This is a genomic window from Photorhabdus sp. RM71S, assembly GCF_042879355.1.
In the GTDB taxonomy this organism is placed as follows: domain Bacteria; phylum Pseudomonadota; class Gammaproteobacteria; order Enterobacterales; family Enterobacteriaceae; genus Photorhabdus; species Photorhabdus kayaii.
Genome location: NZ_JBHFKV010000092.1, coordinates 1 through 7,010 on the forward strand (window position 1 = coordinate 1; position 7,010 = coordinate 7,010).

Genomic DNA, 7,010 nt, shown 5'->3' on the forward strand with positions numbered 1-7,010 from the left:
GGCATGTTCTTTAACAGGGCGGGAAAAAGCGGTGGAGAAAAAGGCTGCTAAATCAAGGGGAAAAGTCCGCTAACCTGTATGATGGCGTCGGGATAGTGCCGAAGATCCGATCGGGCTATTTGGTGGTGAGAATACCTATCGCTATGTGCAAAATCCCACCGGATGGGTTGACCCATTAGGTCTAAGTAGCACGGTATTGAATTCGCGTATTGGCGGCTTTGTCGGTGATGGATTAGAAGCTCACCACTTAATACCCGAAGAAATTTGGAAGAAAAATCAAAGTTTCTTTGATGCTTTAGGCATGGATATGGACGGTAAAGGAAACGGTAGATTAATGGCTGGTAGTGAATCTAAAAGAGTTCAATTAAATGATGCTCTTTATCATAGAGGCTCTCACCCTCAATATTCTTCATATGCAAGTAGCCGCGTTGAAAAAATTAAATATAAATGGAAGCCTGGTATCAATGATGATGCCACTATAAAAAGAGTAGAAAAATTACAAAGTAAATTAAATGCAAAAATAAGAGAAGGTGATGTTCCTAGAAGTAAAACTAAATGTAGTAAAATAGGATGATATTAATATGAACGATTTGAAATATAGAAAGCTATCAAATGAAGAAAGCCAAGAAATAAAAAAACTAGGTGATTTAGCAGCGTCTAAACTTAATTTGGAAGAGATAAGTAACTATGAATTGACATTGAATAATATAAGAAGTTATTTGGATGATATACGTTCGTTAAACAAAGAGGAAGTAACATCGTTGGCTTATGAATTTGGCTCTCTTTATGGGGATCTAATTGCTAAAAAATATCACTGGAGTTGGTATTTTATTGAGCAAGAAAGTGAAGATATCCAATTGTATTGTGTTGCTTCACCAGATAGACTTTTTTGTTGTCCAGTACATGATTATTTTTATCAAATTATTAGTAAGGATAAAAATAACAACTCAAAATTATTGTTTAATATGCTTTCTGGGCTAGATAAAAATAGAAGTACAGGTGCGTTTACTTTTCTCACTTAATAAGGAAAATAAGAATTTGTATTTATTAAATTGAAAATATATATTTCATAATGTGAGAGTTATCATGAAATTTACAGATAAAATGATAACTTATAATAAAAAAGGCCGGAAAGATCCCACGCGATCTTTCCGGCTTTGTTATTTCTATGCTTGAAATAAATATTTTACAAGTTGATATTATATATCAACTATATAAATTAAAATCACAAAAATATAAAACAAATAAGAAGATAAATAAAGAAATAATACAGAAAAATATAAAACTTATGGTAAATATATACATAGGGTATATTTTAACTATTTTATTCTGCTTTCTCCCTGAAACAGTAAAAAACCGGGATCGCTTCCGGCTGGAGTTACAATAAAAGCTGAAGGTTCAGGTGGTTTCTTTACACATGTAACTGTCCTTAATCCCCCAGGAATGTAAACTATGAGCATATTTAATTTAAAAACTATATTGCCTCCTCCTGTATCTCCGAATGAAGCAGGTCAAAAGGAGAAATGGCCATTGACAGATAATAACTACCATTTTCCTAATGATTTCATTGAGTTCATAAATTGCTATGGAACAGGAAGAATAGCTAACTTTATTAATATATTTAATCCATTTAGTGAAAATGATGATCTAAATTTCTTCAATCAGAAGGATTTGATTATTGAGGATTTTAATTATTTAATTGAGGATGATAAAGATTATTATCGGTTTTCTCTTTATCCTAATAAAAATGGATTACTTCCAATAGGAGTGACTGATAATGGTGATTATATATTTTGGGTTATATCACCAATGGATAACAGTGATTCATGGAAAATAGCAATTATTGCCTCAAGATCTCCAGAAGTCGAATATAGGCAAGAAGATCTAACATCTTTTTTAGAAGGTGTTTTGTCCAAGAAAATAAAATGCATGTCATTCCCTGATAATTTCCTACCTAATAATATAGCATTTGAAAGCATTTAAAAAAATAAGCCGGAAAGATCCGCCGCGATCTTTCCGGCTTTGTTATTTTATGCTTAAAATAAATATTTTACAGGGTTGACTTTATATATTAACTATATAAATTAAAAGCAAAAAAATATAAAATAAATAAGAAGATAAAAAAAGAAATAATACAGAAAAATATAAAACTCATGGTAAATATATACATAGACTATATTTTAGCTATTTTATTCTGTTTTCTCCCTGAAACAGTAAAAAGCCGGAATCGCTTCCGGCCGGCTTCTTTCTTACCGTGGTGAATACCCGTGATACGCCAATGCAGACTGGAGCCGCCCTATCGCGGCCTTGATAACCCAGGCTTCCGTATCATCAACCGCACAGGCACGTATCTCCGCCCAGTTCAGCCGCTTAGCCAATTGGGCCAAGGCCAGCGCTTCAATGTGAGTTAACTGAATGTCCTGTAAATGTTCAATCGCTATCGTCATCTCATGCTCTCCCCTTAACCCACAAAACCGGTTATCAGTGCCCGCATCTGCTGCTTAATCTCCCGCAGTTGGGCCTGTTGTCGCTGGTACTGCTGATGCTGTTGTTGCGTGGCCTCACTGTCAGGAATGAGCACCAGACAGCCATCCATCACCTTCACCGTAATCTGGCCGCCCGTATTAAACCCCGCCTGTCTAAGCCACTGCCCCTTAAGATGTATCGCCGGGGTGGCGTTGTTGACCTTGTTCCCGTTCGGCACATACCCCACCGTGTAATAACGTTCTGTTTTCACAGCTTTATTTACTGCCGCTTCTGCTTTAGAATGCGCCTTAGCCATCATCAACTCCTGTTTAGTTGCTTGTGGTGAGCGGTGTTGTTGTGTTGCTGCACTTCAACACCGCGCTAAAAAATCGCTTTAGACTTAGTTGCTCTTCTCCTGATCAACAGGACGTATCGCCGACTCAACCCGGTGCTTAACAATCACCGCATCAATCAGTTTAATCACGGTCTCCTGTTCTTCCGGCTGGCATTGGGCCAGTGCTTTAAATCGCTCCATTAGTCGCGTGTTGCTAATCGGTATCTGTTCGTTGGACGAGCCAAGCAGTAAGTAATCAATAGTTGTCGTGAACAACTCAGCCAACTGGATCAATTTATCAGCCGGAGGGATGTGCATCCCGGACTCATACTTGTTGTACTGCGAAAGTTGCAAGCCAATCAGGGCAGCAACTTCCTTCTGTGTTCGTCGCTGTTGGTTACGTAACTCTTTAAGTCGTTTACCGAATGCCCGGCGCTGTTCTTCGGTCTGCATAATCTCATCTATCACATCAGCCATAAAATGCTCCAAGTATAAGGTGAGTTCCAAAAACGACTTGCTTTAATATCGTATTACGAATATATAATATATCGCATATCGAAGTAAAATAAATCTTGACATATTTTGGGGGTTCCCTGTTATGGCACGCATCCCGGAAGCAGAATTACAGCACCTGAAAGCTGCGGTCTCCTTAGTCGCCGTGGTGGAGCAACAGGGGCGACAGCTCTTTAAACGCGGCAAAGATTACGTGCTGCTGTGCCCGTTCCATCAGGAGAAAACCCCGTCAATGGTTATCTCACCGGCAAAAAACCTCTATCACTGTTTTGGCTGTGACGCCGGCGGCTCCGTGCTCGACTGGGTGATGAAAACGGAGGGCTTAAGTCTGCGCCGGGCCGTGGAACGGTTACGCGGGGAACTGGGGGATAACCCGTCGGTGGTGCCATTGGTGCAACCGGATGAACCCGCCATGCTGGCCGATAATGACGCCGGACGGCAGGCGCTGCTCAGTCGGGTCGTCGGGTTCTACCATCATACGCTGCTGAATGCCCCCGAAGCCCTGGCTTATCTGGAAAAACGGCGGCTCAACCACCCGGAATTAGTCGCCCGGTTTAAACTGGGCTTTGCCAACCGCACGTTAGCCTATCGCCTGCCCATCAAGGCGGTGCAGGCCGGCGCACAGATCCGCGCCCGTCTTCGGGCCGTGGGGATTATGCGCGACAGCGGGCACGAGCACTTTACCGGTTCGCTGGTGATACCGGTTATCGACCCGAACGATCAGATCCGCGAGATCTACGGGCGCAAAATCACCGACCGTTTACGCAGCGGAACGCCGCTGCATCTGTACCTTCCCGGCGCACATGGCGGAATATGGAATGAGCCGGCGCTGATCAGTTCAGGGGCGGTCATCCTCTGTGAATCCTTGATCGACGCCCTGTCGTTCTGGGTAGCCGGTCACCGCCATGTCACCGCCGCCTATGGGGTGAACGGTTTCACCAATGAGATGCGGCAGGCGTTCCGGCGGCATAACGTTAAACAGGTCTTGATCGCCTACGACAACGATCCGGCAGGCAATGAGGCCGCAGTGAAACTGGCCGCCGAACTAACCGCCGTCGGCATCACCGTGTTCCGGGTGGTGTTCCCCGAGGGCATGGATGCCAACGGCTATCTGTGTCAGGTCGCCGAGCCGGAACGGGCCTTCGGGTTGTTGCTCGACAGTGCCGTGCCGATGCAGGAAGCGGCAGAGGTACAGGCCACCACCGCAACAGAGCGGGCCGCACTGGCTGAACATCAGCCGGTTCCGGTGCCGGAAACGGTCAGCACCTTAGCCGCCGGTATAGCCGCGTTGCCGTCAATGCCGAATGTGGTCTGGGAAACCGGCGCTAACGGCGAGATATCCCTCACCCTCGGCACTCAACAGTGGGGTATCCGGGGCCTGTCACAGGTGAAAGCCGGAGCGGCAGTGATGAAGGTCAATGTTCAGGTCGTTGATACCGACAGCGGCGTGATGTTCGCGGACAGCGTGGACATGATGAGCGCCCGCAGCCGGGGCGGGTATGCGCGGCTGGCCGCCACCGAACTGGGGCTGGCCGAAGGCGACCTGCGCCGGGCGCTGGGGCAGGTGTTGCTGGTACTGGAACAGTGTCAACAGGCCGGTGTCGGTGAACAAACCGAAACCCAACCGGTTCCCGAACTGAGCGAAGCCCAACGGGCAGCGGCGCTGGCGCTGCTGCAAGACCCGAAACTGAGTGAACGCATCACCGCTGACTTAGCCGCCTGTGGCGTCGTGGGGGAAAGCACCAACCTGCTGGCCGGTTACTTAGCTGCCGTCAGCCGCAAGCTGGAACGTCCGCTGGCCGTGCTGATACAGAGCAGTAGCGCCGCCGGGAAAAGTTCACTGATGGATGCCGTACTCAATCTGATACCGGAAGAAGAACGGTTGCAATACAGCGCCATGACCGGCCAGAGCCTGTTCTATCTGGGCGAAACCAATCTCCAGCATAAAATCTTAGCCATTGCCGAAGAGGAAGGGGTACGGCAGGCCGCCTATGCGCTCAAACTGTTGCAAAGCGACGGCGAACTGACCATTGCCAGCACCGGTAAAGACGACGCCAGCGGGAATCTGGTGACCAAACAGTACACGGTGAAAGGGCCGGTGATGCTGATGCTCACCACCACGGCGATTGATGTCGATGAAGAGCTGTTAAACCGCTGTCTGGTGCTGACCGTGAACGAATCGCGGGAACAAACCGAAGCTATCCACGCGTTGCAGCGCCATAAGCAGACCCTCGAAGGCTTACTGGCGGAGAATGAAAAGACCTATATCACCGACCTGCATCAGAACGCCCAGCGGCTGTTACGTCCGCTGAATGTGGTGAATCCGTTCGCCAGTCAATTAACGTTCATGAGCGATAAAACCCGCACCCGACGCGACCACATGAAATATCTCACCCTGATACAAAGTATCGCCCTGCTGCATCAGTATCAGCGGGCAGTGAAAACCGTCGAGCACCGGGGAAAACGGCTGGACTATATCGAGGTGACCAAAGAAGATATTAGCTTAGCCAACCGGCTGGCCCACGAGATATTAGGCCGCACGCTGGATGAGATGCCGCCACAGACCCGTAAGCTGCTGTTGCTGATACAGGCAATGGTGAAAGAGACGGCGGCAATGCAGCAACGCCCGGTGAACGCAGTCCGTTTTACCCGCCGGGATATCCGCAGTTATACCCACTGGAGTGACAGCCAGCTTAAACTCCACTGTCAGCGCTTAAGCGACATGGAATATCTGTTGATACATGGCGGCAGCCGCGGCCATCTGTTGCAATATGAACTGTTATGGGATGGCGATAAAACGGAGGAAGCCCACCTGTGCGGTCTGATTGAACCGGAAAATCAGGATGCCAATAGTGTGTATGACTCGTGCAAGTCTGGCTCGGATGAAAGCAAGTCGGGGTCAAGTCTGCCCCAGGTCAGGGCCAAGTCGGGTTCGCCAAAACCGGCTGCAAGCCGCAGTGACAAAGGGCTGAATGGTTCACAAGTCGGGCGAGCCTGAAAAGGACTGTTCCGGCCTCCTAAAAATCAGGCCGTCGTACCGTACTCCCCCTTCATCAACGAACCCGAAAGCCGGATACAGGAAAGTGTGAATATGACTTGTGCAAGTCTGGCTCAAATGAAGGCAAGTCAGGGTCAAGTCTGCCCCAAGTCGGGGTCAAGTCTGGTTCGCCAAAACCGGCTGCAAGCCGCAGTAGCAAAGGGTTGAATAACTCGCAAGTCTGGGCAGACAGAAAAGGACTGTTTCGGCCACTTAAAAATCAAGCCATCGTACCGGAGTGACGTATCACACACCGATAACAATAACCGCTGTTCCCTACAGGAAATCCCATCATGTCATCACCCGTTAAACGTCAATCTGAACCTGCCCGGCTGACCCTGCGCCAGCATCTGGACGCGTATCTGGATACCCTGCTGTTGCAGGGGGCGAGTCAAAAGAGCCAGTCCGCCCGTCATGAACGGCTGTCACCGTTCGTCAACTGGTGTGAGGAACAGGGCGTAATATCCGCGGCTCAGGTCACCGAGCCGTTACTGGAAAACTGGCAGCAGTCTCTGACCCGGTACCGCAAAGCCAACGGTCAGCCCTATACGCCGGACAGTCAGCGCCGACGCCTGCGCGCCTTACGCCTGTGGTTCGACTGGTTGCAGCAACAGCACGCTATCCCGACCAGCCCGGCGGCAACACTGGCCTCGCCAGACA

The 7,010-nt window shown here is 48.2% G+C and carries 8 protein-coding genes; 5 read left to right on the forward strand and 3 right to left on the reverse strand.

Translation table 11 applies throughout. The features are described 5' to 3' along the window. Positions 1-196: 196 nt before the first annotated feature. The 3 genes from ACGF5R_RS23185 (at position 197) to ACGF5R_RS23195 (ending at position 1,983) form a co-directional block, all read left to right on the forward strand. Positions 197-574, forward strand: coding sequence for an AHH domain-containing protein (locus ACGF5R_RS23185; RefSeq protein WP_387692950.1), 378 nt, complete (start codon positions 197-199; stop codon positions 572-574). A gap of 7 nt (positions 575-581) precedes the next feature. Continuing rightward, complete coding sequence (locus ACGF5R_RS23190) at positions 582-1,022, forward strand: hypothetical protein (RefSeq protein ID WP_387692952.1); 441 nt, start codon at positions 582-584, stop codon at positions 1,020-1,022. Between the two features lie 430 nt (positions 1,023-1,452). Beyond that, complete coding sequence (locus tag ACGF5R_RS23195; RefSeq protein WP_387692954.1) at positions 1,453-1,983, forward strand: SMI1/KNR4 family protein; 531 nt, start codon at positions 1,453-1,455, stop codon at positions 1,981-1,983. Positions 1,984-2,249: 266 nt separating this feature from the next. Here the strand turns inward: ACGF5R_RS23195 and ACGF5R_RS23200 are convergent, their stop codons facing one another. From ACGF5R_RS23200 to ACGF5R_RS23210, 3 genes are all read right to left on the reverse strand, one after another. Then, on the reverse strand, positions 2,250-2,447 hold the full coding sequence (locus ACGF5R_RS23200) for a hypothetical protein (RefSeq protein ID WP_088374975.1): 198 nt from the start codon (positions 2,445-2,447) through the stop codon (positions 2,250-2,252). A 14-nt stretch (positions 2,448-2,461) separates the two neighbouring features. Next, positions 2,462-2,782: a SymE family type I addiction module toxin gene (locus ACGF5R_RS23205; RefSeq protein ID WP_036846042.1), complete on the reverse strand. Its 321-nt coding sequence runs from the start codon at positions 2,780-2,782 to the stop codon at positions 2,462-2,464. 84 nt (positions 2,783-2,866) lie between these two features. Further along, a complete protein-coding gene (locus ACGF5R_RS23210; RefSeq protein ID WP_387692956.1) occupies positions 2,867-3,277 on the reverse strand; it encodes a helix-turn-helix domain-containing protein in 411 nt (136 codons plus the stop codon). Between the two features lie 121 nt (positions 3,278-3,398). On the opposite strand from ACGF5R_RS23210, the gene ACGF5R_RS23215 reads away from it, so the two are divergent. Next, positions 3,399-6,311 carry a CHC2 zinc finger domain-containing protein gene (locus ACGF5R_RS23215; RefSeq protein WP_387692958.1) on the forward strand — a complete coding sequence of 971 codons (2,913 nt, stop codon included), beginning with the start codon at positions 3,399-3,401 and terminating at the stop codon, positions 6,309-6,311. A gap of 332 nt (positions 6,312-6,643) precedes the next feature. After that, a partial coding sequence (locus ACGF5R_RS23220; RefSeq protein ID WP_387692960.1) for a site-specific integrase occupies positions 6,644-7,010 on the forward strand: 367 nt, incomplete at its 3' end.